27 protein-coding genes are annotated in these 22514 nt (G+C 37.4%); 23 read left to right on the top strand and 4 right to left on the bottom strand.

The features are described 5' to 3' along the window. The first annotated feature begins 12 nt into the window (after window positions 1-12). The 23 genes from terS (at window position 13) to COL05_RS13065 (ending at window position 18855) form a co-directional block, all read left to right on the top strand. Window positions 13-810 carry a phage terminase small subunit gene (gene terS / locus COL05_RS13175; protein ID WP_098668931.1) on the top strand — a complete coding sequence of 266 codons (798 nt, stop codon included), beginning with the start codon at window positions 13-15 and terminating at the stop codon, window positions 808-810. Further along, on the top strand, window positions 782-2098 hold the full coding sequence (locus COL05_RS13170; RefSeq protein ID WP_098668930.1) for a PBSX family phage terminase large subunit: 1317 nt from the start codon (window positions 782-784) through the stop codon (window positions 2096-2098). The genes terS and COL05_RS13170 overlap by 29 nt, the downstream gene beginning before the upstream one ends. After that, window positions 2098-3636: a phage portal protein gene (locus COL05_RS13165; protein WP_098668929.1), complete on the top strand. Its 1539-nt coding sequence runs from the start codon at window positions 2098-2100 to the stop codon at window positions 3634-3636. The genes COL05_RS13170 and COL05_RS13165 overlap by 1 nt, the downstream gene beginning before the upstream one ends. Then, complete coding sequence (locus COL05_RS13160) at window positions 3623-4549, top strand: phage minor head protein (RefSeq protein ID WP_098668928.1); 927 nt, start codon at window positions 3623-3625, stop codon at window positions 4547-4549. The genes COL05_RS13165 and COL05_RS13160 overlap by 14 nt, the downstream gene beginning before the upstream one ends. Before the next feature lie 46 nt (window positions 4550-4595). Then, window positions 4596-5606, top strand: coding sequence for an XkdF-like putative serine protease domain-containing protein (locus tag COL05_RS13155; RefSeq protein ID WP_098668927.1), 1011 nt, complete (start codon window positions 4596-4598; stop codon window positions 5604-5606). 21 nt (window positions 5607-5627) lie between these two features. After that, window positions 5628-6557, top strand: coding sequence for a phage major capsid protein (locus COL05_RS13150; RefSeq protein WP_098573746.1), 930 nt, complete (start codon window positions 5628-5630; stop codon window positions 6555-6557). Window positions 6558-6563: 6 nt separating this feature from the next. Then, window positions 6564-6731, top strand: coding sequence for a YqbF domain-containing protein (locus COL05_RS13145; protein WP_098668926.1), 168 nt, complete (start codon window positions 6564-6566; stop codon window positions 6729-6731). Window positions 6732-6736: 5 nt separating this feature from the next. Continuing rightward, window positions 6737-7126 carry a protein YqbG gene (gene yqbG, locus COL05_RS13140; RefSeq protein WP_098668925.1) on the top strand — a complete coding sequence of 130 codons (390 nt, stop codon included), beginning with the start codon at window positions 6737-6739 and terminating at the stop codon, window positions 7124-7126. Further along, window positions 7126-7506 carry a DUF3599 family protein gene (locus tag COL05_RS13135; RefSeq protein ID WP_098668924.1) on the top strand — a complete coding sequence of 127 codons (381 nt, stop codon included), beginning with the start codon at window positions 7126-7128 and terminating at the stop codon, window positions 7504-7506. Before yqbG ends, COL05_RS13135 begins: the two co-directional genes overlap by 1 nt. Next, the gene (locus tag COL05_RS13130) at window positions 7491-7982 is read left to right on the top strand and encodes an HK97 gp10 family phage protein (RefSeq protein WP_098201923.1); all 492 of its coding nucleotides are present in this window, start codon (window positions 7491-7493) and stop codon (window positions 7980-7982) included. The genes COL05_RS13135 and COL05_RS13130 overlap by 16 nt, the downstream gene beginning before the upstream one ends. Before the next feature lie 2 nt (window positions 7983-7984). Then, window positions 7985-8386: a phage tail terminator family protein gene (locus COL05_RS13125; protein WP_098668923.1), complete on the top strand. Its 402-nt coding sequence runs from the start codon at window positions 7985-7987 to the stop codon at window positions 8384-8386. Window positions 8387-8400: 14 nt separating this feature from the next. Next, window positions 8401-8865 (top strand): phage major tail protein, TP901-1 family, encoded by a 465-nt coding sequence (locus tag COL05_RS13120; protein WP_098668922.1) that lies wholly within the window; start codon window positions 8401-8403, stop codon window positions 8863-8865. Between the two features lie 65 nt (window positions 8866-8930). Then, window positions 8931-9347, top strand: coding sequence for a tail assembly chaperone (locus tag COL05_RS13115; protein ID WP_001985784.1), 417 nt, complete (start codon window positions 8931-8933; stop codon window positions 9345-9347). A 77-nt stretch (window positions 9348-9424) separates the two neighbouring features. Continuing rightward, window positions 9425-9685: a hypothetical protein gene (locus COL05_RS13110; RefSeq protein WP_098668921.1), complete on the top strand. Its 261-nt coding sequence runs from the start codon at window positions 9425-9427 to the stop codon at window positions 9683-9685. 15 nt (window positions 9686-9700) lie between these two features. Further along, on the top strand, window positions 9701-12427 hold the full coding sequence (locus COL05_RS13105; RefSeq protein WP_098668920.1) for a phage tail protein: 2727 nt from the start codon (window positions 9701-9703) through the stop codon (window positions 12425-12427). Then, window positions 12427-13308 carry a phage tail domain-containing protein gene (locus COL05_RS13100; protein WP_098668919.1) on the top strand — a complete coding sequence of 294 codons (882 nt, stop codon included), beginning with the start codon at window positions 12427-12429 and terminating at the stop codon, window positions 13306-13308. Before COL05_RS13105 ends, COL05_RS13100 begins: the two co-directional genes overlap by 1 nt. 11 nt (window positions 13309-13319) lie before the next feature. Continuing rightward, the gene (locus COL05_RS13095; RefSeq protein ID WP_098668918.1) at window positions 13320-15260 is read left to right on the top strand and encodes a phage tail protein; all 1941 of its coding nucleotides are present in this window, start codon (window positions 13320-13322) and stop codon (window positions 15258-15260) included. A gap of 9 nt (window positions 15261-15269) precedes the next feature. Next, window positions 15270-15539: an AbrB/MazE/SpoVT family DNA-binding domain-containing protein gene (locus COL05_RS13090; protein WP_098668917.1), complete on the top strand. Its 270-nt coding sequence runs from the start codon at window positions 15270-15272 to the stop codon at window positions 15537-15539. A gap of 15 nt (window positions 15540-15554) precedes the next feature. Beyond that, on the top strand, window positions 15555-16904 hold the full coding sequence (locus tag COL05_RS13085) for a BppU family phage baseplate upper protein (RefSeq protein WP_257152568.1): 1350 nt from the start codon (window positions 15555-15557) through the stop codon (window positions 16902-16904). A gap of 12 nt (window positions 16905-16916) precedes the next feature. Continuing rightward, the gene (locus tag COL05_RS13080) at window positions 16917-17588 is read left to right on the top strand and encodes a hypothetical protein (RefSeq protein WP_098668916.1); all 672 of its coding nucleotides are present in this window, start codon (window positions 16917-16919) and stop codon (window positions 17586-17588) included. A 40-nt stretch (window positions 17589-17628) separates the two neighbouring features. After that, the gene (locus COL05_RS13075; protein WP_087996047.1) at window positions 17629-17862 is read left to right on the top strand and encodes a hemolysin XhlA family protein; all 234 of its coding nucleotides are present in this window, start codon (window positions 17629-17631) and stop codon (window positions 17860-17862) included. Between the two features lies 1 nt (window position 17863). After that, the gene (locus tag COL05_RS13070) at window positions 17864-18070 is read left to right on the top strand and encodes a hypothetical protein (RefSeq protein ID WP_098668915.1); all 207 of its coding nucleotides are present in this window, start codon (window positions 17864-17866) and stop codon (window positions 18068-18070) included. Next, window positions 18070-18855, top strand: coding sequence for an N-acetylmuramoyl-L-alanine amidase (locus tag COL05_RS13065; protein ID WP_098668914.1), 786 nt, complete (start codon window positions 18070-18072; stop codon window positions 18853-18855). The genes COL05_RS13070 and COL05_RS13065 overlap by 1 nt, the downstream gene beginning before the upstream one ends. An 88-nt stretch (window positions 18856-18943) precedes the next feature. Here COL05_RS13065 and COL05_RS13060 read toward each other — a convergent pair whose 3' ends face one another. The 4 genes from COL05_RS13060 to COL05_RS13045 all read right to left on the bottom strand — a co-directional run bounded on the left by COL05_RS13060 (window position 18944) and on the right by COL05_RS13045 (window position 22445). Further along, window positions 18944-19243: a contact-dependent growth inhibition system immunity protein gene (locus tag COL05_RS13060; RefSeq protein ID WP_098668913.1), complete on the bottom strand. Its 300-nt coding sequence runs from the start codon at window positions 19241-19243 to the stop codon at window positions 18944-18946. 18 nt (window positions 19244-19261) lie between these two features. Beyond that, window positions 19262-20671 (bottom strand): WXG100 family type VII secretion target, encoded by a 1410-nt coding sequence (locus COL05_RS13055; protein ID WP_098668941.1) that lies wholly within the window; start codon window positions 20669-20671, stop codon window positions 19262-19264. Window positions 20672-20841: 170 nt separating this feature from the next. After that, on the bottom strand, window positions 20842-21183 hold the full coding sequence (locus COL05_RS13050; RefSeq protein WP_098668912.1) for a YolD-like family protein: 342 nt from the start codon (window positions 21181-21183) through the stop codon (window positions 20842-20844). Beyond that, window positions 21180-22445, bottom strand: coding sequence for a Y-family DNA polymerase (locus COL05_RS13045; RefSeq protein WP_098668911.1), 1266 nt, complete (start codon window positions 22443-22445; stop codon window positions 21180-21182). Before COL05_RS13045 ends, COL05_RS13050 begins: the two co-directional genes overlap by 4 nt. Between the last annotated feature and the right edge of the window lie 69 nt (window positions 22446-22514).

The following is a 22514-nucleotide window of genomic DNA, read 5'->3' as shown; positions in this document are numbered from 1 at the left end:
GGGTGATATGGAGTGAAACAAAAACACGAGTTGGCTCAAGAAGATTACATGCAAGGTATGAAGTATAAGGAACTGGCTGAGAAATATGAGGTCAGTATTAATACAATTAAGTCCTGGAGAAAAAGGCATGGCTGGAATCGAAAAGGGGTGCACCCAAAAGATGAAAAAGGATGCACCCAAACCAAGAAAACAGGTGCACCCATTGGGAATAAGAATGCAGTGGGTAATCCGGGAAACAAGAATCCTAAGTATGGGAACAAGAATGCAGTAGGGCATGGCCCGCCAAAAGGGAACCATAACGCTATGACGCATGGATTGTTTAGGAAGATAATCCCGAGTGACGATCCGCATGCAATGGAATTGCTAGATGAAATACAAAACCATACTGAATTAGATATGCTATTCCACTCTATTCAACTGCAATACTTCAATATCCTTAATTCACAACGTATTATGCATGTTCGCAGTCAAAACGATATGTCAAAAGAGCGGATTAGCGAATCACTGAATGGAGATGCGTACACAGTGCAGTTTGCATGGGATAAACAAGCTAATTTACTTACAGCTTATTCGCGCGCTATGACAGCGTTATCCTCTATGATTGAGAGGTTCGATAAGTTAGCAAATGCTGATGATGAGAGACGATTGAAGTTAGAGCAGATGAAAGTTAACATTGAAAAAACAAAAGCTGACACTGCACGTATTAAGGGGGAAGATGGCGATGAGTACGAAGATGATGGTTTCAAAGAAGCGCTAGAAGGAAAGGTAGAGGAAGTGTGGGATGACCATGACGACGATTCCGAAGCGTAAAAAGAAACCTGCTCCATTCAAATTTAAGCCATTCTCCAAAAAGCAGCTGAAGGTATTAACCTGGTGGAAGCCTAACAGTCCCGTTAAAGATTATGACGGGATTATTTGCGATGGTTCTATTCGTGCGGGAAAAACAGTATCGATGGCTCTTTCCTATGTTATGTGGGCAATGGAATCATTTGAAGGCGAGAACTTTGGTATGTGTGGTAAAACAATTGGATCACACCGTCGTAACGTTATAACACCACTTAAAAAGATGCTGAAGTCACGCGGGTATAGGGTTAAAGATCATAGAAGTGAGAATATGCTTACCATTACTAAAGATAGCGTAACAAACTTCTTTTATATTTTTGGTGGTAAAGATGAAAGTTCCCAGGATTTGATCCAAGGAATCACTGCCGCTGGCATGTTTTTTGATGAAGTGGCACTTATGGTACAAAGTTTCGTTAACCAAGCGACAGGCCGTTTGTCTGTAACTGGTTCGAAAATGTGGTTCAACTGTAATCCGGCAGGCCCGTATCACTGGTTTAAAGAGAAGTGGTTGGATCAAAAGAAAGAAAAGAATCTACTGCACCTTAAATTCTCCATGGATCATAATTTGTCATTAGATGAGAAGACGAAAAGAAGATATCATCGCATGTATAGTGGCGTATTCTATCGTAGATATATCAAAGGTGAATGGGCAGCTGCTTCTGGACTTATATTCGATATGTTTGATGAAAATAAGCATAAAGTTCCTACGATTCAAAGGGAGTACGTGGAATACTTTGTCTCTTGTGACTATGGTACGCAGAACGCCATGGTATATGGATTGTGGGGTAAGTGCATCGAAAAAGGTGAAGAAGTATGGTACAAGGTGAAAGAGTACCGTTATAGCGGTAGAGAAACAGAAAAGCAGAAAACAGATCAGGAATACTACGAAGACTTTGAGAAGTTTGTAGAAGATTTGCCAATCCGTGGTACAGTAGTTGACCCGTCCGCTGCTTCATTTATAGCTTTGCTAGTTAGGAACAAACGAAAAGTATATAAGGCCCGAAATAATGTTAAAGAGGGTATTGGTAATGTCGGTGTTGCGCTTAACACGGGCATTATTTATTTTAACGACTGCTGTAACGAAACATTTAAAGAGTTCGCTTCTTACATATGGGATGAGAAATCAGTAGAACGTGGTGAAGATAAGCCACTAAAAGAGAACGATCACCACATGGACGAAACGAGATACTTTGTTAATACAGTTATTTACGGATTGCGTAAAAAGAAGAAAAAGAAAAGAGGTGAAGCAGCTTAATGACGAATAAAAGGAAAGTGAGTGCGAAGGTAATTAAGGCAGCAGGACCAAGTGCTCAAGTATTATCTCGCCAGCAAGAGAGCGAAGATGAGAAGTATGCTATAAATGACATCATTGAACCGCCTTATAGAATAGAAGACCTGCAGCAGATTAGAGAAAATAGTACGATTCTTGGGCAATGTATTGATGCGTACAAGCGTAATATAGCTGGGTTTGGTCATGAAATGAAGTATAAGCAAGATGATAACAAAGAAACTCCTGAAATGAAGGCAGAGTGGACGTTAGTTGATACTGAAATTATTCCGTTATTTAGCTTCGAAAAGCCATTCAAGGAGATTCTTGAAACGGGTATTGATGATAAAGAAACGACTGGTAATGGTTATATTGAGACGATTCGTAATTTAGAGGGAAAACCTGCAGAATTAATAAATATGTTACCGCAATACATGCGAGTGACACGTAAAGATGACAAACCTCAAGAAGTAACATACTTAATTAATGGAAAAAAAATCAAACGAAAAAAGAGATTTCGTCGATATGTACAACGAGTAGGATCAGTAGATACTTATTTCAAAGAGTTTGGCGATCCACGTTTCTTAAATAAAGAGACTGGTGAGTTTTCTGATGTTTCGTTAGGAGAGAAAAATGCAACTGAAGTAATCCATTTGAAGATTGGAAACGGACCATATGGCATTCCACGTTGGGTATCGCATGTTGTTCATATGGTAGGTGCTAGAAAAGCAGAAGAATTAAACCTGCGTTATTTTAAACAAGGCAGACATATCCCAATGGCTATTCTATTAAAGAACGGCATTTTATCAGAAGAAAGTGAAGCGGCGATTACTGATTATGTTTCAAATGTTGAAGGCGAGGATAATCAACATAAATATCTCTTGTTGCAAGTGGAAAGCGCTGAGGAAGGTATTGTAGGTGATACTCCAACGCCAGTCGATATTGAACTTAAATCTTTGGCTGATATCCTGCAAAACGATGCTCTATTCCTTGAATACGATGAGAAATCACGCCAAAAGGTACAATCAGCATTCCGCTTGCCTGACGTATATGTCGGGTACATTCGAGACTTTAACAGAGCAACTGCTGAATCTGTTCGTGAAATTACAGAGGAGCAGGTATTTGAGCCTGAGCGTAATAACTTGGAGTTCATTATCAATAATGTTCTACTGCTTCCGTATGGATTAAAACACGTATATGTGAACTTACGTAAGTCAGAGATTAGTAATACTGAAGATATGGTTAAAACCATTGAGGTATTGGCTGATAAGGGCGGTTTAACATTCCGAGATATACGTAATATCGCTGGTAATATGCTAAACAAAGAATTCTCTGATTATGATATTCCTGAAGCAGATCAACCGGTTGCTTTAGTTTTAGAAAGACATCGTAAAGTAAGTGGTTGGCAAAAAGGATTAGGAGAAACTCTACAGAAGTCAGCTGATAGCAATTCAAATGAGGAACTAGTTAATGTAATGAAAGACCTACGTGACGTACTGGAGTCGATGCAAAATGCAGAAGATTGATAAGCTATTAGTTTCTCTTAATGAATGGATTGCAAAGGCTGATACAGACGATTTCATAGCTTCATTGCCTACGGATCTAGAAGTATTGGACATGTTACCAGGATACGTTGAGGAATTTGAAAAAGAAATTGCTAAACTGCTTCGGAAACAGAAGAAGTACTTTTTTGATGGAATTAAGAACTATACGAGAAAAGATGGTGTGGAGAAGGGTATCAAGATAAAGGACATTATCGACTTTGTCACTGGTAGCCTATTTGGGGCGGATACCTTTGCTAAAAGTCTGAGCAAAGCAGCAAGGAAGTTTCTTGATTATACGATGAAGGACATGACAAAAGCTTTTATGGATGCGATTGACCCAGATATTCAATTTAATATCTTCTCAAAACGCACTACAAAGTGGATTGACAGTTGGGCTAATGAATTAGGAAAGATTATGAAGATTAACTCTCACAAAGCAGTAGAGCGGATTTTAAACGAAGGATTAGAGAAAGGAAAAGGTATTCGTGAAATAGCAAGAGAGCTTGCGAAGCTTCCGGAATTCGACCGTAAAAGAGCGAAGAGGACAGCGCAGACCGAAGTCCTTGCAGCATGTTCCGCTTCTCAATTTGAATCATATTACCAATCCCCTGCGGTTACTGGTAAGAAGTGGCGTCATAGCGGTGCAAAGAATAACCAGCCACGCGATAATCATGTTGCGTATGACGGCACAACGGTTCCGATAGAGGAAGAGTTTAAACTGCCCGGATCTGGTGAGAAATGTATGTTTCCTCGTGATAGTTCGTTAAGTGCGAAAGAAAGAGTGAATTGCAAATGTGTTCTTCAGCCGGTAGTAGATAACAACATATTAGGTCTATCTGAAGAAGAGAAGAAGAAGATTAGGGAAGAAACTTTGAAGGAGTTGAGTAGGAAATGAAGATTTCTAAAACTACGCTGATTTATATTTGAAAGGAGGTGAATAAATGAAAAAACGTAAGCTAAAGAATTTACAGGTTTCACACGTCTCTTTTGTAGAGAATGGAGCAAATCAACGCAAGTTCTTTTTAACAAAATCAGAAGAACAACCAAACTTCGAGAAACCTGTGAAGGTGATTAAGTCTGATGATGAAGCAGAACGTCTTGTTTATGGAATTGTATATGAGCCGGATACAATTGATGCTCACGGAGATTTCGCAGATGCTAAAACTATTGAGAAAGCAGCACATGAGTTTATGCTTAAGTACCGCCAAATCGATAAGAATCACGATTTTGTAGCAGGAGTTGGAGAAGTTGTTGAATCATATATTGCACCTGCTGATATGAGTCTTAATGGCGAAACTGTAAAGAAGGGGACATGGATTCTTACTACAAAAGCAGACAAGGAAACATGGGAAGCTATTAAGAAAGGGGAGTTCCAAGGGTATTCTCTTGCAGGGGTCGCAGAAACAGAAGTGATTGAGGAAGCAGTAACAAAAACTGAAGAGAAGCAGAAAGAATCCCTTTTTCAGTTATTGAAGGGATTTTTTAATGGGCAAAAACAAGCTGAAGTTGTTAAAGAGGAGGAAACATTTCTTGCGGTGGTAGAAAAAGCAGGTAAGAAAATTAGTGCTCCAAATATGGCGGATATCGATGCTGCTATTGAGTCATTAACAAATCTAAAAACACGCGTCACACCTTCAATGGAAGGCGCAGGGAGTGAGGGAAACAATATGGAGTTTAACCAAGAACAATTAGAAAAAACATTAACTTCAGCAGTAGAAAAGGCTGTTGGCCCAATTAGGGAAGAGTTAGCTAATGTTAAGAAACACCTTAATCTCGACGAGGAAAAAACAGAAGAAGATATTAAGGTGGAAAAAGCTGTTGAAGCTGCTACCGCTCCTTTACGCCAAGAGATCGAAGCATTAAAGAAATCTCAAGGTATTAGTAATCAGCAAGATACTGATGTTATCGAGAAATCAGAAGTTAAAAAATCTGTATGGAATGGCTTACTGTAAGCCTGAAGGAGGAAAATATATATGACACTTAATAACAAAACAATTATTGAAAAAGCGGACGTTACTCTTGCCACATTAGCTAGTGGTGGTTTAATGAATCCTGAACAAGCTGATACATTCTTACGTATGGTACAAAATTCTCCTACTATTCTAAAGGACTCACGTTTTGTTCAAATGGCTTCAGACACACTTAAAATTGAAAAAATCGGCTTTGGTTCCCGTATTCTTCGCCCTGGTGTTGAAGGTGTACCTTTAAAAGATTCTGATCGCTCTGCTCCATCAACTAGCACAATTACGTTAAATGCTAAAGAAGTAATTGCAGAAGTGCATATTACTTATGATACATTGGAAAACAATATTGAGGGCGGTAATCTTCAAAATACTATCATGCAGATGATAGCAGATCGTGCTGCATTAGATATCGAAGAGCTAATTCTGAATGGTGATATAGCGTCTACAGATTCATATTTAGCTTTATTAGATGGGCTTCGCAAACAAGCAACTTCGCATGTTGTAGATTGTGCTGCAGGTACATTTACTAAAGATGTATTTAAGAAGGCTTATAAAGCTGTTCCTGCTAAGTACCTACGTAACCCTAAGGACTGGAAGTTTTACACATCGCATGGTTTAGAAATTGAATGGAAAGACCAAGTAGCGATGCGACAAACTAACTTAGGGGATGTTTCACTTCAAGGTGGTTTAGCTTCTGCTTATGGCGTTCCAGTAGAGGGGATTGCTATGTTACAACCATATAATGATGGAGAAAATACTGTATCTGATATTTTATTAACGCCACCTAAAAATATTGTGACAGGTATGAGCCGTAATATTCGAATTGAGGTAGATAAGGATATTCGTGCTCGTAAATTCATTATTGTTTTAACTGCGAAGGTTGATGTGAAGTTCGAAGAGGAAGATGCAGTTGCAAAAGTTATCAAAGTTAAGGAGTGATGACTTTTGAATTATTACGTTAAATTAATTGTTGGTAAAACATATGACGTCCATGAACGTCTTTTTTTATTGGACCAAGAAGAGAAGGTTACAAAGAAAACCTATGATTATCTAAATGGTAATGAACAATTTGAAGTTCGGAAAGAAAGTAGTAAATCTAAAGGAGAGGAGTGATAAGTATGGCACTTATTACTCCTCAACAATTGATTGATTACACTGTACTACCCGAAGTAAAGAATCGTCCTGTTCCTCTATTGGAGCAAGACATACTTGAAGCAGATACAGAGATTTATAATCTCTCTAAAATAGATTTTAGTGATAAGACGAAATATCCTGGGGTTCCAGCAGAAGTGAAGTTAGCGTGTAAGAAATTGGCACAGTATTACGCTTATACAAACGCTGATACAACTGCAATGAAGGGTATTAAGTCTGAAAGTATTGGTAGTGGTGACTATTCTTATACAAAGGATAGTTCCGGCATCACAAAACCTTCTGTATTATACCTTTTGCAAAAGTTTATGGATTATAAAGGGAAAAATAAAATCACATTCAAAATGAGGACTATTTAATGTCTTTGCAAGGGATGATGGTCCATGAATGTGATATTTACCATTTGCAGAAGGAAACAAAGCCAGGTAAGTATGGGCAACCAGGAGAAGATGTGTATTCATACAAGGATACTCCAGATATAGCAGAACAAAGCTGCTACTTTATAGAAGGTACAACTGCCTCTATACAATCAGTACCAAACCAATTAAACAGTCAAGAAATCCGAGTATTGTTTATGCCGGATGCTGATGTTAAGCATAATGACAAAGCAATCAAAAAAGATACGAATGTCACTTATTATATACGCAATCCCTTTCCAGTAAAGAATCCACACACTGGTGAGGTTTCACATATAAAAGCCATTGCAGAGAGGAAGAGTGAGCCATGGCTAGCCAAATAACGACTAGGGGATTCCGTGAGTTCAGTGCAAAGTTGAATCGCATGGCAAACGGATTAGATCGGAACGTTGCTTTATGGCTTGAAGCTAGCGGTTTTCAATTTCTAGAAGAGGTGCAAAATCAAATCATTTCATTAGCGGTTGTGGATACAAGAAGACTGCTAAACTCGTTTGATAAGGGCGGAGATGGAAACGTGTGGCGCTCATCTGATGGTGGATTAACATTAGAGATTGGTAGCAACTTAAGCTATGCAAAATTACAAAATGATGGCTGGCAGCAGGTAAGAAGATTTGTTCCTGGTAGATGGGAAGGACATAATTTTGAATATGATCCGCATGCACCTACTGGCATGATGCTTACTGCAAAATTCATAGAGGGCCGTCCGTATTGGGATAATGCAGTAGCGATATATGAGCGCATGTTCCAACGTTCATTTGACCGCCAATTTAAGCAATGGGTACAGAATGGAGCGAGATAATTATGTATGAGCAAATACATGGCTCTATGAAAGCTTTTGTATATGACAGTTTACCTACTAATATATTTGCTTATCATGATCAAGTTCCAGAAGAACTAATTATTCCATCGGTATATTATCCGATTTTATCTATAAATGATGATAAAACTTCAAAAGATCATTACACCTTACTATATACGATGGTAGTAAGGTTTTTTAATGCAACGACAGATAAGGCGATGCAAGAAGCAGAAAAGGTCGCTAATAAAATTAGAAGCAACGGTTACACAGTACATCTTCGAAATGAGGATGGTAGTGAATCGATTGATACGATTTATTTTCGGAGAGTAACAACTGCTCCAAGTGGAGTTGGTTCTGCGCAATTAACAATGATTTTTGAATACCAACAAGCTTATGTAAATTAAGGAGCGTGAAATATATGGCTGAAACAGCTGGAACAGTTAAGAACAAAATGTACCGTGGTGATGAGTTTATTATCGCTGCTAAAATCAAGGATCAAACCAATCAATCCATATTAGTTAGACCATTTGACCAAACCGAAGACTCTCATAATATTGAGGCTGATGAAATTGAAGCAGAGTCTAAAGATAGATCATATTCCGATTATGGAAAAAGAAAAGAAACTCGTTCATTCTCTTGTACGTTAGCAGAAGGAGATCCATATTATCCAGCTGTTAAAGCTGCCATTAGAAATGGTGAATATATGGAGATTTATGAAATTAATATGAGAACGAAAGAAGCAGAATCTGGTAGCTATATGATTACATCTTTTGAACGTTCTTCATCTAACGGTGAATTTGTTTCTTATTCAGTTGAAGTAAAATTATCCGGATCTGTAAGGACAGAAACACTTACTACAATTCCTAAAGGTGCAGGTCAGTAAAGAGCGGTTTTTGCCGCTCTTTTTAAATTTGAAAATAACATCCAATTAAAAGGAGATTGATATATATGCGTTTTGAAATCGATAAAAAAGAATATGAATTGAAACTAACTTTTGGAAACATCTATGAACTAAATAAAAAATACGAAGGCGGTTCAAACGAAGTTGTAATGGCTTGTATGCAAGGAGATTTAGAGTTGTTTGTTGATGCGATCTACTTTGGATTAATGCATACAAAAGAAGGATTTACACGCGATAAAGTTATGGAGAACATCGAAAAACAATTTGAAGAGGGGAAAATCTCTCAAGAGTTTATTGAAGAACTTTTAAATGAGGTGGTAGCAGAAAGTACTTTTTACCAAAAGACAACAAAAAAGTTGAGAAAACAAATGAAGAAGCAGTATCTAGCGAAGAATCCAGAAGCAGCGGAGAATCCAGAGATGATGGAAATGGTAGAGGAAATGTTCGGGAAGATCGAAGAGTAAGAGAATTTACCCGCGAGGACCTAGATAAAATCCAGCAAGATGGTTTTAGATATTTAAAATTATTGCCTAACGAGGTTATGGAACTTACCCCTCGTGAATTTGAAAATATGATGATAGGTCGGAATGAGCAACACCTTGATGAGTTGCAAACAAATAGCGTGTTTGCGCTTATGATGCGTGTTGCCTATCATCACGATCCTAAAAAGAAATTGAAATCAACTGATTTATTCGACCGTAATAAATTGAATGGAGAAAATAATCAAGAGTTAACTATTGAAGAAAAAATGCAAAAAGCGCAAGAACATATGCAGTTCTTACAAAATCTCAACTTCAATTAGAAAGGAGGGAGAGATTTGGCTACACAAGAAGAATTGGTTGTTCAGTTTAGGGCGGAAACGGATCAAATGCGTCGTGAAATTCAACAGATGCGTCGTGAAATGAACGATTTTGTCACATCAACCAGTCGAAGCTCCAGACAATATCGGCGTAGTATTGAAAATATGGGAGATGCTAACAGTGAATATAGTCGTCGATTAAGGCAGATGAAATACGAACAACGAGAAGCTATGAAGCCTCATATTGAAGAACTAAAACGAACTAAACTCGCTTATTTAGATGCTGCTATGAGCATGGCAACATACTCTGGTAGCGCCCAGGATTTAATTGCTCAAGTTAACAGAATTGGTAAGGCAGAAAAAGCAGCGAATGATGAAATTATGAAACTAGACAGAATGAAACAAGCCAGTATTTTGCAAACCATCGGCATGTTGAACAATATGTCTACAACATCAAGTAAACTACAGGGTAACTTACAACGTATGGGAAATCCATTATATAACGTTTCTAGAGGTGCTTTAGCAGCAACAAATGCAATGGAACGATTGGCGAATAGAAGTAGCGCTGCGCAGTTAGCTATAGAATTTCTTGGGCCTACTGCGAATATGAAGCAGTTAAATGATCAAATTCGTATTATTAATCAATCTGTTATGGGAATGGGACAAGCATTTTTAGTCGTTGGTGCTGGAGCAGTTATGTTTTATGGAAAATTGCATAAAGCTAATATGGAGATGAACCCTAAATACGCAAAAGCATATAAAGACATGATGGAGTCACTTACTGAAGCGTTACAGCCAATGAGGGATGCGTTTGCTGCTTTAATGATACCTATTTATAATTTTGTTAACACCATGGCAAAAATGGTCATCGCATTTAATGAAGCCCATCCTACTTTAGCAAAATTCATCCAAGGGACAATGATGTTAGTTCCAGCCTTAACACTCCTATTGCTGCCATTAGGTGCAGGAATGGGATTATTAAAAGGGTATAGGGCGGCGTTTGCTGCTTTATGGATGATTATTAAACCAGCAGTAATGGTGTTAGCTATGGCAAGTCCCGTAGCATGGGCGCTAGCAGCTGCAATAACAGGTTTAGCTTTAGGATTTACTTATGCTTATAAAAATATTGAACCATTTAGGAACGCAATAAATAACGTGATAACCGTTTTTAAAGCGTTTTGGCAAGTTTTACAAGGAAATAGTGATGGTGCAGTTAGTATGCTCACTTCACTAGGAATGTCACCAGAGAATACTAGAGCGATCATATCATTTGGTGAAACAGTTCGAGGGGTAATTGAAACAATTAAACAAGTTTTTTCAGGCTTTGCAGTATTCATGCAAGGCATTTTTGCGTTGTTCGCAGGTGATGAAGAAAACGGAACAGCATTATTAAAATCGTTAGGAATGAATCAGGCAACAATTACAACAGTTGTTAATACTGTATCGTCTATCAAGCAGGCAATAAGCGAATTTTTAAGCGAAATCTGGTCCTTCATGACTGCGATTGGAACCCAAATAGCCCAGTTTTGGCTAGAAAACGGTAGCCAGATAAAACAAGCCTTTTCCGATTGTTGGTCCGTAGCGAGTGAAATAATAAAATCGGTAATGCCGATTATAGTTGCGGTTTTCCAATTTGCGTGGCCTATTATTAAGGGAATTGTGATTGGAACGCTAGAAGCGATACGTGATTTTATACAAGGAATTCTAAGAGTTATACTCGGAATCGTAAAAGTTTTTTCTTCCCTTTTTACTGGCGATTGGGCTGGAGTTTGGGAAGGGGTTAAGGAAATTTGGTTCGGAGCACTAGAAGCGATTTGGGGTTACCTGCAATTATGGGGTGTTGGGAAAGTCCTGAAGTGGCTTGGTAAATTCGGTGATGATATAGGTCGGTTATTCGGTAAATTTTGGGGAGATATAAAGGAAGTTTGGAATGATGCTCTTGCAGATTTATATGTATTTTTTGGTTCAAAACTAGAAACTATAACCCGTCTAGCACAAAGTTGGGGCGGTATGTTCAAAAATTTCTTTGTTGGAATTTGGGATGCTATTATAGGCGGAATACAGAGCAAAATGAACAGTGTGGTTTCAACGATTGGTTGGGTACTAGGACAAGCAGTAAATACAGTCCAACGTTTTGTAGGCTACTTTTTCACAATTGGTCAGCAAATAATATCCGGAATGATTAATGGTATTTATAGTTACGCCAATAAACTGATAGATCAGGTGTTTAATATTGGTCGTTCTATAAAAGATACTATTACTGGATTTTTCCGTATTCATTCTCCTTCACGTGTGATGAGGGATATAGGGGTTTACGTAGGTCAAGGTTTAGATCAGGGAATGGATAGTATGATAAATCCTCTTGTGCGTACTGCATTAGACATGGCATCGGCTGTTAAAGATGGGTTTTCAAGTTTGACAGATTCAATTCAGATGGGCGATATTCTCCCAGGTGATGTAGTGGCACCTGTAATTCCTTCTATTTCAGGAAGTTACAAAGCACCATCATATGTATCAGGTGTTAATTCATCATCAGATTTTGGGCAACAAGCAATGGTTAACTCTCAATCAGATAATGTCACAAGTCAAAATGATACTAGATTAGTGGCAGCTGCAGTTAAAAATCTAGGTGACAAATTAGATAATCTACAGGTTGTTATGGAAGGTGAAACAGTAGGACGTATTGTACGACCTCATGTAAATGAAGGGAATGCGGTCGAAAACACAGTAAGGAGGTATTTCTAATGGACGTACAAATCACAAGAATAAATGGACAAACTATGAAACTATCTGACATAAACGTCCAGGCACAAGACTTTCGTGTGGGATCGATTGAAATGCGTCCTACCTATATAGATGTAGAGGGAGCAAGCGGAAGAATTAGCACAGGATCTACTTATGGGGTACGGACTATAACCGTACCCTTTTATTTTAAAGCGCAGGATTTATTAGATGTAGCAATAACGCGAGATAAACTATTTGAAATGATACTAAGTACAGAACCTTTCTATATTCGTGAATTACGACGATTAGAGTATCAAAATGGAGAGAATCTGATTGTTAGTGGCAAACGATATAAAGTAAATATCTCGTCTACATTCGATATAAATCAGCAACTCAAATATGGATTTGGTGAATTAGAATTTGAAACAGCAGACTTACCATTTGCTGAATCGATTGGCAAGTCATCAGATATTCAACGTGATGGAGTTAATCCAGGGAGTGGATTATGGGGAACAGGGATGGGAATTATCAGTGATCCTGCGTCAAGGATATATAAACACAAAGCCATAGCAGGTCAACGATTTCAAATTTTTAATCCTGGTAACATTCCAGTTCATCCTTTTGAACAAGAATTAAAAATAACAATTAGTGATGTAGCAGGTAGTACAGCAGGATTTATGCTTAAGAATCATACAAACCTTAGCACTGCAACAATAACATCAGCTTTATATATTACAGACACCATTATTTACTCAGGTCCGAATATAGGTAGGAACGGGTTATCTTTTTTAAGGAATACAAAGAAGGATTTCATTGAGCTTGTACCAGGGTGGAATACCTTAGAAGTGTTTAATTGCACCTCAGCAACAATAGAATTCGATTTTAGGTTTTACTACAAGTGAGGTGAATTGATATGTATGTACGTGATTTAGAAAATATAGAGTATATCACACAAACAACTTATTTAATTGAAGAAGAATTAAATGGGAATTGTGTGTTTTCTGCAAAGATATCACCCAATAAAGTGAATTTGACATTTCTTAATAGACTCTCAGAAATGTGGACTTTAGTCGATGATAATGAAACGGAATACAAAGTTGTTTACCTGAAGAAACAGGGAGAAGGGCAAACGTTAACTGCTGAGATAAAAGCGGTACCAAAATTTTATGATGACTTCGACAGTGGCCGTGTGTATGAAGAATATAATCAATCTTTTACTGCGAATGCCTGTTTTGCAACCATTTTTAATGGAAGTGGATATGTTTATCAATTAAACGGAAGTTACAACTCGTTACAATGGGAAGGATTTGGTGGTGGGTCTACCCGACTTGAAATGTTTAAAGATGCATTGAATCGTTATGGGGCAGAATTTAAGGTGCTCGGCAAGGTTGTAACCATTGAACCGCAAATCGGAGTTGACTTAAACGTCATGTACCGCCATAGATTGAATGCTTCTAATATAGTTCAAGAAGTTGATGCATCAGGATTTTGGACACACGCTAAAGGTTATGGCGATTTCACAGAAGAAGATGGATGGCAAGGCGCTAAATTGATCCGTGAGTATACATCACCGCTTGCCAGTATTCCTGGAATTGGTGTACGTCATGCTCCACCTTTAAAAGACGGTCGTATAAAATTATCTGCAACAATGGATAGCGGTTTAAAAAAGATTGTGAACGAGAGTTTAAAAATTAGTGTAACTGCTGATATACACAATTTAACGAAACAGAAATACCCGATTGCTCAGAGCGGACTTGGTGATCGGGTATTTCTTATTGATGAAAGAATTGGATTGGATGCTGAAGTACGTGTTGTAAATCGGAGTGTATTACGTGATTGGCGCGGGAATATACTGGATGTTCAATTGACCTTTGGGAATCAAGACATTACCAAAAGGTATCAGTCTAATTTAGATCATGCCACTAAAACAATTAATGATTTGATAGAGGGGAGAGAAAAGCTCCCAATCAATGCGATGGCAGTAGAAGTTGCAAATGTCACTAGTATGATTTTAGGCGTAACTAGTGAACTAGATATCACACCACAAGGGTTAATTGCGAAGGATAAGAATAATCCCAATTATGTTGTAGTTTTGAATAGTGCCGGATTAGGTGTAAGCACTGATGGCGGAATGACCTTTAGGAACGCGATTACAGGCAGAGGTATTGTGGCAGAACGGATTTTAGCAGGAGAAATTAAAGGTTCTACACTGCGCACTGATAGTGGATCTAACTACGTTCATATCGAAAAACAATTTATACGCTTAATGGAATCGAATTTAACAAGAATGTATTTCGGGTACTACTGGAATAAAGATGGAAGAATGCAACCTACAATTTTGCTTCATGAGAATGTTAATACTAGTAGGTTTTCTGATGGAACATTTGCAATTTCGCAACAAAATCTAGGAACTTCTTATGCGGCAAGTATGGGGGTAGTTAAAGGAGTAACATCTACGGATGACCCGTACTATCCAAGCAAAATAAATCTTTATTCAAGTGGAGATGCCCTTCTATATGGAGACAACAAGACAACAATTACGGGTGAAATGGGTATAGATTTTCGTTCATTTCGACAAGTAAGTACTTTTGCAAGCCTTATCCGTTTAGATGCTTCTGGTAATATGGACATTTTATCAGGAGATCGTTTATTTGTAAGAGGAACAAACGGAATAACCTTCAATACTAGTGGGGCAGTTTCGTTTAATACTCAAGTAAGTACACAAGGAGTAAATATTGCTGGTGGCGGTCCTGACGCCTTAGGAACTATCAAATACATGAATGGAAGTAAAGGATGGGGCGCTTATCTTCATATAGGTACAAACGGATGGGCATTTATGAACATTTCAATATAGGAGGTATTTATGACATATCAATACTTAGGAGTAACAGTAACGATTTCTGAAGATGGGACAGTAAAAGTACCGTTAGATAAATTAGCCGATATTGGCGTTAAACCTGGTGATGTAGTTGAGATTTTCTCAGATCATGACCAGGTTTATTTACGTAAAACAGATACATTTTGTGAGTTGTGCAAAAAGAATGCTCACTTGCATAAGCTAGGCGCTTTAAATGTATGCTCTGATTGTTTAACTAACTTACAGCAACAAGCAATGCAAGTATCACAACAATAAAAGAGGTGAGTCGATTTGGCAGAAATACTTAAAATAAGAGAAATAACAATTGATACGATGCAACACAAGGTTTTCAATATAAAAGAAGAGGAACTAAAGCTCATCCGGTTTTACCAGAATGATTTAAACTCTGCCAAACTATTAATCAATGTTACTCACGACAAAGTAGTAACAGATTTTTCATCAGCGACAAGCGTGCAAATTGCGTTTTTAAAGCCAGATTGTAAGCGGGTATTCCAAGATGTACAGAACGTAAATCAAATGCAGGGTAAGTACTATGTTGTTTTAAGTACACAAACTCTGATTGCCTATGGTAATGTCATTGCACAATTGAGGTTCACTTTCCCAAATAACAAAGTAATTGAAACCTGTAAATTTGCATTTACAGTAGATGAATCGATAATGTCTGACGATGCGATGAAGTCTACAAATGAATTTCCAGTAATCCAAAAAGCTATTGAAGCGGGTAAGAAGCTTGAAGGTATAGATATTGATGGGATTATTGCAGCTGGTGCGAAAGCGGATGGTGCATTACCAAAAACAGGTGGTACTATGACGGGTAACCTCGTTATGGATAAACTATCTCGTATTAACTTTAAAGGTGACGTTGGTACAGACATCCTAATGTTTCCTAAAACGGGTGGAGGACTTGATATTTGGGATAGAGGAAACAGCAAGACCTTCCTATCATGGAATGGTTCAAGGCTTATTTTTACTAACCCTACAGATATCACTGGGGAGACGAACCTCGTAAAAAAATCCGATATATATCCTAATTTTGTACAACCTAGCGGACGATCTATCAGTTTAACTACTGGTACAGATTTGAATACTATTGAGACCTCCGGATACTACGTAGGTAATGCATTACTAAATGCTCCATACTCGTCGGGTGTATTCTATGTACAAGTTCAACAACATAGTGTAGCGGGATATGTTATGCAGGAAGCTACCTATCTCAATGCTACTCTGAATGAACGGTTTGTACGAAGAAAACGGGATACTAATGGCTGGACTCCGTGGGTGAGGATGGCTAACTATGATGATATTGTCACCAAAGCAAAAGATGGACGAGTTGCTCTAACCTTGACAGCTGATGCTACAGCAGGTAGTTCTAATCCGCAATTAGCTACTCGTAGAGGAAACACCGTGACATTAAGTCTTGATCTTATGAGAAACGCGGGTTCAACTAGTGCAATTGTAACAACTTTACCATCAGATATGACACCAGTAGATTCTTATACATTTGATGCAATTGCTACAGATGGTACCCCTTCTAGGGTCCTTATAAGGTTCAACGGAGAAATACACCTAGATATAGCGGGTAAGAGATATAGAATATTAGCTACTTATGTCTGCAACTAAGGAGGGGAATATATGGCAAAATACTACGGTTATTGTTATAACGAGGAAGGTAAATTTACTGTGATGATTCCGATTGAAGAGAAACCGATTTATGAGAAACAAACTTTCTTCCGAGAAGAACCAAAAGAAATTGTCATAGAAGAGAAACTTTGTGAACTTCATCAATCCATTGAGGACGGTACTTATGAGCCTGCTCAAGAGGATGAGGATTTTCCAATCAGTAAGTATGATTGTCCTGATTGTGTAATGGAACATGTAGAGTACGAAACTATTAAAGTGCCATATGAGGAAGATGTTATTATAGGTTATGAGCCTGACATTCCTGCAAATTGCACTTTAGAAGTTTGTCCAGATTTAATCTATGATCCAGTATTTAAAGACGGTAAATGGGTTAAAACTGTTGAACCGAAAACAGAAGAACCAAAACCAGAAGAACCTTCAGAGTTAGAAAAAATAAAACAACAATTAGCTGATATTCAGAAAGAACTCGAGGATATCAAAAATCAGAAGCCACCAACTCTTGATGAAACAGAAGCGCCAATAGCATTTGCAGCACCTATACAAGCTACACCAGATTATGAACATGAAATTAATAAAATTAAGCAAGTCATTCCGGATTTGGGAGAACAAATTGATGATTTAAATAGTAGAATAGCGAATTTAGAGAACACAGAGCAGGTGTAATTATCTGGTCTTTTTTTATTGCCTAAAAGGAGATGAACCAATGCAAGAAATTCAAGATTTAAAGCAAGAGATCCTCCAGATTAAATCAGATCAAAAGGATATGCAGCGTGACATTCGTAGCTTAGAAACACGCACTACTGTCAATGAGAAGGACATTGTAAATATCAATAAACAGCTTGAAAAGATTAGTGCCAATACTACATGGATACTACGTATTATCATTGGGGCGATTGTAACAGCGCTAATTGGATTACTAATGAAAGGTGGCATGTAATATGTCGAAAGAAAATATCAAAAAACGATTCCGCAACTGGAAAACATGGTTGGCGGTTTTTTCTTTGCTTGGATTTTTATTTACAAAGTTTGGTGTGCCGGAAGCTAAGAGTTTCTTAGATGAGCTGGCACCTTATTTATTTACTGTTGGTATTGCTTTAGGTATTTGGTCTGATCATGAAGATAATCAAAAAGGAGATGTTGAATAATGGGTAAATTAGCTGGTTCAGGTGGTCACAACTCTATCGTACAAGGTGCAAATAGCATTTATGGGAAAGAACATGTGGAGGATAGAAGGTTTCTTGACGCAGTTGCTAAATATGTACAAGTAGCTGGATGGAAGTATGTGAATTGTTCTGATGAAGTTGGAACAACACAAACCGCAGTTTGGAGTAATGCAGCCAACAATCATTTACGCGTGAAAGATAGCACTGTAGACACACAATTTCATTTAAACGCTACTCCAGGAGGTACAGGTTGTGAAGTTTGGTTACATCCGGAGTATGGTGACAGAAAATTAGCGGCAGCGATTTCAAAAGCAATGGCTAATGCATTCGGATTAAAAGACAGAGGTATCAAGTTTTCAACTGAATTAGGTTGGATTAATAAAACTAAGACTGGATTACTTCCTGAAATTTGCTTTATCGATAATGAAACAGATATGCAAAAATATCGCGCTAACTTTGACAAGGCAGCTAAAGCGGTAGCTGAGGTTATTGTTGGCAAAACAATTCAATCAAGTGTAAATAATGAAGGGGTGGCGATTAGCATGAATAAATTTAACAAAGTTGTTACGTATGAATTTGGGACAGCATTAGTACCTGAGATGTTAGGAATGATGGATGCTCTAGGTTATGAATCTCGTATCATTTCTGGCGGGGACAAGCAAGGTCTAGTAAGATATGAGACAAATTACCGCCAAGGTAATGAACTAGATCGAGCAACAGCATGGTTAGACGCTAAAGGGCTTAAATACTTCTATACAAAAGAATAGTTTGATGTATAACAAAGTCGCCCTTAATTGGACGGCTTTGTTATGTAATACGAAGAAAAGACCGCCTATTACAGGCGGTCGATTTTTACTAATGATTTTTTAATGCTTGTTTTAACGTTTCAACTGTTTGTTCAAGCCATTCTATAGGATTAAGTTTTAAAGAAGGAAAATAAATTTCAGTATAATATTCAATGAACGCTTCTTTTTCTTGCGTGGATAAATCACTTTCTAAAAATTCAGTTATGTACTTTACAGTATTTTCTATACACACTTTGTGAGCTTCTTCTATAAATTCATTTAAGGCTTTTTCTACTGTTCCCATATCTTGATGAAATGTTCCGTCTAAAAAATCACTTACTTCTTCATACATATAATCTTTATCATTCATAAGTATCCTCCTAAATTTCTATCTTACGGGATATCCTGTTCGAATATAACTTCCTTGTCCGTCTTTTTTTAAGATAATTTTAGCATTAGTTACCTCTAAAATATTTTCAGATCCTCTTACAATAGATCGACCAATAACTTCATCACCTCTATACCTAAACGCTAGAGTTGGCGGGCTGTAGGGATCATCTAACCATCTTTCTATTTTACGTATATTTCGAGGATTGGTTAACACTTCATCAGCAATTTTTTGGGCTGTTTCTAAATTATTAAAAGATGAAGACCCTGTGATATCGGGATCGTCTTTTAAGCGTTGAGCCAATGCTTCATTAGATATTTCAACATGCTTTTCCATTAAATGTCCACCTTTGTCTTCGTGTTGCTTTAAATCACCATCAAATACACGTGGACTATATTGAGTTGATCTATCTATGTTTTGAGCAGATAAAATAGTATCTTCAGCTTTTCTAAAATCAGGTGTATCAAATGCAGAGCGTATATTATTTCCACCAGCTAAAGCAAACTCATTGCGATTACGATTGAATAAGGATGCAGCGTCTTGCATGCTTTGATTAGCAGTTCGTGAAATCTCAGCTAATTTTGTGCCAGGGTTCAACATTGCAATTTTATCCACGCCTTTTGTTCCTACGAATAGTTGTCCAACAGCCAATATAGTATGACCAGCCGCGCTTCCATACCATTCTGCACCACTATACGAGTTACCATTGGTAACATCACGATTCCAAGAATCAGAAATTGTTTGTTTTATCGCATTGAACGTCTCGACTGGGTGAGAAACGGCTTCAATCGTGTTATTAAATGTGTCAATTGGATGGATAACTGCATCTGCAAGTCCTAATAATTCATCACCTATAGCGTCGCCCATTCCCTTTTTTAAGTGATAGGGGACACCTAATCCAGCTTTTTCAAAAGCAGATTCGATTTCATCATCTATAGTGTCTTTTATTTTATTCACATCTTTATAAGCTACATCGATACCATGTTTAAATTTATCATATAAAGACTCATCGGAATTTTTTACTTTACTAAGATCCTCATAAGTTTCCTTGAGACCATGCCAAACCTTGTCACGTAAAGATCCATCATTTTTCTCACTATTTAACTTACCACACATTGCTCCTTCTTCAAGATTTCCGTCATATGAAGCATCTGTGGTACGGAATTTTTCGGCAATTCGTTTCAAATCCTCTTCCACTTGTATAATTGAATTGATAGCTGTAAAAGCTTTTGGTCTCGCATCATTGAACATTTGAATGAATTGTTGATTAGAGGCACCAATCCATTGAAAACATAAACGATCTATTTCATTACATAGATTATTATGTATAGATTCTAATGCGATTCTGGTATTATTCGCACGATTAGCGACGTCTTCTAGCATTTCAGGTGTTACTTTGATTTGAACCATTTTTTTCCTCCCTTTCCCCAATTAAAATTATGAGATAAAAAGAAAAAAATGTAAATATGGAAACTTTAGATTAGTATAATAATATTTATGTGAAATAAAATCTGTTTAATTGTAAATAAAGCTTATGTGTATGTAAAGTAACAATAAGAGCCACGATTGTGAGCGGTTTTTTATTTTGCATCAATAATATCAATAAATTTCAACGTCATATTATTGTAAAATGCATCCGTACAAATTATAGATTTATTCAGCGGATCAATATCCACGACAGTCATATAGTTAGTAAGTAAAAAACCATCTTCATAATATGTAATCAATATTTCTTCTTCAGAAAGTAGCGAACATAAAAGCATATTCTCAATACGTTCTTGTTCTTCCTGGGTTAATGTAGGGCGTTCTACTTTTGCCTTGTCTTTAACAATTTCACGGATACCTGCGAATTGTTCTGGCATCGCTGCGAATGGAGTCCATTTAACCATTCCTCGTCCTTTTGGCATATTAGCGTTGTTCATGCTTTATGTCCCCCTAACAATGTGTTTCTGTATCTTGCTGTTGCACTATTTGTATACGAAATCCCTCGTAATATGCTGTTCTTACCAAATTTAGTGCGTATTTCGTCCATTACTTTAGTTAGTTTCATTTCTTTTTCTCGTTGTATTACATTATCGAATAGTGAGATTTGTTCTTCGCCTTCATTGATTAAGTTAGTTAAAGAAACATTGATGGTTCTAATGGGTTCCCCAGTATAAAACTCGTGTAAAAAATATGTACAAATCTTGTAAATATCCATTGTTAAATTGGTTGGTCGGTTCATAGTGTGAGTTTTTCTGAAACCACCAGCGTAATTTTTGCTGTAACTAATGGAAAAATGGATGGTTTGAGCTAGTTTGTTTTGCCTTCGCATTCGATAACAAACTTCCTCGATATGTTCCAGTAGAATAATTGGGAATTCCTCTATGGTGTAATCACGCATAAGTATTTGGCTTTTACCAATAGAAGTTGTTGCTGGAACGTATTTTTCTGATATGCGGCTAAAATCAATGCCGTTGCTATGTAAGTGTAGTTCTTCGCCAATGACCCCAAAGCTTTGCTTTAAGTATTTGAGTGGATATTGTGCCAAGTCTCCGATTGAATGAATCCCTTTTCGGTTTAACTTCGCTTCTGTTTTACCCGAAATCCCCCAAAACTTACTCAGCGGTCGTATTGGCCATAATTTTATGGGTACATCTTCGTACTTCCAGTATGCTATGCAATCTTTCGTTTTCTTCGCTTCTACATCTAAGGCAACCTTGCTCATTAAAGGGTTTGGACCAATTCCTATCGTGCATTCAATTCGCGTCTTCGCATATATCTCTCGTTTGAATTTCAATGCAAACTCATACGGATCGTTTGCAAACAAATGAATACTATCCGTAATGTCCATAAAGAACTCATCGATGGAATATTGGTGGAAATCCTCAATTGGCACGTATTGTAGAGCCAACTTAGTAATGAAATTAGAACATTTTATGTAAGTACTCATAATTGGATTTACCACAAGGATATCTTTACGACGTGGTATCTCATACAATCTCGCCATTTTCTTAACACCTAATGCTTTTAATGGTGGAGTTGCAGCCAAAACAATTGACCCACTCCTATTCACATCACCAACTACAGCCAATTTAGTATGAAGTGGGTCTAATCTCATTTTGATGCACGATACGCTGGCATAAAACGAACGAAGATCTACACATAAAACAATTCGATTTGGCAATATTGAATAGTCATACACCGTTATTCCCCCTAAATAACAGAACGTTAGTTCTTATTATATGCGAATGTATGTTCTTTTATGAAGAGG

Source organism: Bacillus sp. AFS059628, from assembly GCF_002571225.1.
Taxonomy (GTDB): domain Bacteria; phylum Bacillota; class Bacilli; order Bacillales; family Bacillaceae_G; genus Bacillus_A.
The sequence above is the reverse complement of the archived record's forward strand: the minus strand, read 5'-3'. Positions and strand labels throughout refer to the sequence as shown.

Excerpts from the sequence above, each read along its gene's own strand:
- COL05_RS13130 (WP_098201923.1), top strand. The coding sequence starts at position 7,491 with ATGGCTAGCCAAATAACGACTAGGGGATTCCGTGAGTTCAGTGCAAAG.
- COL05_RS13125 (WP_098668923.1), top strand. The coding sequence starts at position 7,985 with ATGTATGAGCAAATACATGGCTCTATGAAAGCTTTTGTATATGACAGT.
- yqbG (WP_098668925.1), top strand. The coding sequence starts at position 6,737 with ATGGCACTTATTACTCCTCAACAATTGATTGATTACACTGTACTACCC.
- COL05_RS13100 (WP_098668919.1), top strand. The coding sequence starts at position 12,427 with ATGGACGTACAAATCACAAGAATAAATGGACAAACTATGAAACTATCT.
- COL05_RS13160 (WP_098668928.1), top strand. The coding sequence starts at position 3,623 with ATGCAGAAGATTGATAAGCTATTAGTTTCTCTTAATGAATGGATTGCA.
- COL05_RS13120 (WP_098668922.1), top strand. The coding sequence starts at position 8,401 with ATGGCTGAAACAGCTGGAACAGTTAAGAACAAAATGTACCGTGGTGAT.
- COL05_RS13135 (WP_098668924.1), top strand. The coding sequence starts at position 7,126 with ATGTCTTTGCAAGGGATGATGGTCCATGAATGTGATATTTACCATTTG.
- COL05_RS13060 (WP_098668913.1), bottom strand. The coding sequence starts at position 19,243 with ATGAATGATAAAGATTATATGTATGAAGAAGTAAGTGATTTTTTAGAC.
- COL05_RS13065 (WP_098668914.1), top strand. The coding sequence starts at position 18,070 with ATGGGTAAATTAGCTGGTTCAGGTGGTCACAACTCTATCGTACAAGGT.
- COL05_RS13080 (WP_098668916.1), top strand. The coding sequence starts at position 16,917 with ATGGCAAAATACTACGGTTATTGTTATAACGAGGAAGGTAAATTTACT.
- COL05_RS13095 (WP_098668918.1), top strand. The coding sequence starts at position 13,320 with ATGTATGTACGTGATTTAGAAAATATAGAGTATATCACACAAACAACT.
- COL05_RS13115 (WP_001985784.1), top strand. The coding sequence starts at position 8,931 with ATGCGTTTTGAAATCGATAAAAAAGAATATGAATTGAAACTAACTTTT.
- COL05_RS13075 (WP_087996047.1), top strand. The coding sequence starts at position 17,629 with ATGCAAGAAATTCAAGATTTAAAGCAAGAGATCCTCCAGATTAAATCA.
- COL05_RS13070 (WP_098668915.1), top strand. The coding sequence starts at position 17,864 with ATGTCGAAAGAAAATATCAAAAAACGATTCCGCAACTGGAAAACATGG.
- COL05_RS13155 (WP_098668927.1), top strand. The coding sequence starts at position 4,596 with ATGAAAAAACGTAAGCTAAAGAATTTACAGGTTTCACACGTCTCTTTT.
- COL05_RS13165 (WP_098668929.1), top strand. The coding sequence starts at position 2,098 with ATGACGAATAAAAGGAAAGTGAGTGCGAAGGTAATTAAGGCAGCAGGA.
- COL05_RS13050 (WP_098668912.1), bottom strand. The coding sequence starts at position 21,183 with ATGAACAACGCTAATATGCCAAAAGGACGAGGAATGGTTAAATGGACT.
- COL05_RS13090 (WP_098668917.1), top strand. The coding sequence starts at position 15,270 with ATGACATATCAATACTTAGGAGTAACAGTAACGATTTCTGAAGATGGG.
- COL05_RS13170 (WP_098668930.1), top strand. The coding sequence starts at position 782 with ATGACCATGACGACGATTCCGAAGCGTAAAAAGAAACCTGCTCCATTC.
- COL05_RS13055 (WP_098668941.1), bottom strand. The coding sequence starts at position 20,671 with ATGGTTCAAATCAAAGTAACACCTGAAATGCTAGAAGACGTCGCTAAT.
- COL05_RS13110 (WP_098668921.1), top strand. The coding sequence starts at position 9,425 with ATGGAACTTACCCCTCGTGAATTTGAAAATATGATGATAGGTCGGAAT.
- COL05_RS13150 (WP_098573746.1), top strand. The coding sequence starts at position 5,628 with ATGACACTTAATAACAAAACAATTATTGAAAAAGCGGACGTTACTCTT.